The sequence below is a fragment of the Sphingobium sp. D43FB genome (assembly GCF_002312805.1).
Classification (GTDB): domain Bacteria; phylum Pseudomonadota; class Alphaproteobacteria; order Sphingomonadales; family Sphingomonadaceae; genus Sphingobium.
Window position 1 is genome coordinate 1 of record NZ_NMUA01000259.1, and the last position, 391, is coordinate 391.

Consider the following 391-nt stretch of genomic DNA (forward strand, 5'->3'; position numbering starts at 1 on the left):
TTTAACATCCAGCCACAGTTTTTCCATCGCCTGTTGCTCGCTTGCCGGTCCGGTGAGTTTCAGTTCGATGATAGGCATTGAGGAGCGATAGCCCATTGTTACGCCCGGCGGCAGTTGTAGAGTGTCCAGGCTTTGTGCCAGATCGCTTTCCGAACGACCAAAAGTAGTCAAACGCAGACAAACCGGCGGCTGCGGTAAAGAAAAACGCTCGCGCAGGCGCGGCAGGATTTCGTGCTCGACCATCACCTTAAATTCTGACGGTACGCCGGGAGTAAAGAACATCAGGCAACGATTAAGCTGCACGGCAAAACCACAGGCGGTGCCTACCGGGTTATTGATAAATTCAGCACTGGCAGGCAGCTCCGCTTGTTTACGGTTGCTCGGTGCCATT

General features: G+C 53.7%; 1 pseudogene. It reads right to left on the reverse strand.

What is annotated here, in order from left to right:
- A pseudogene (locus tag SxD43FB_RS24295) lies at positions 1 to 391 on the reverse strand (hypothetical protein); the annotation flags it as partial.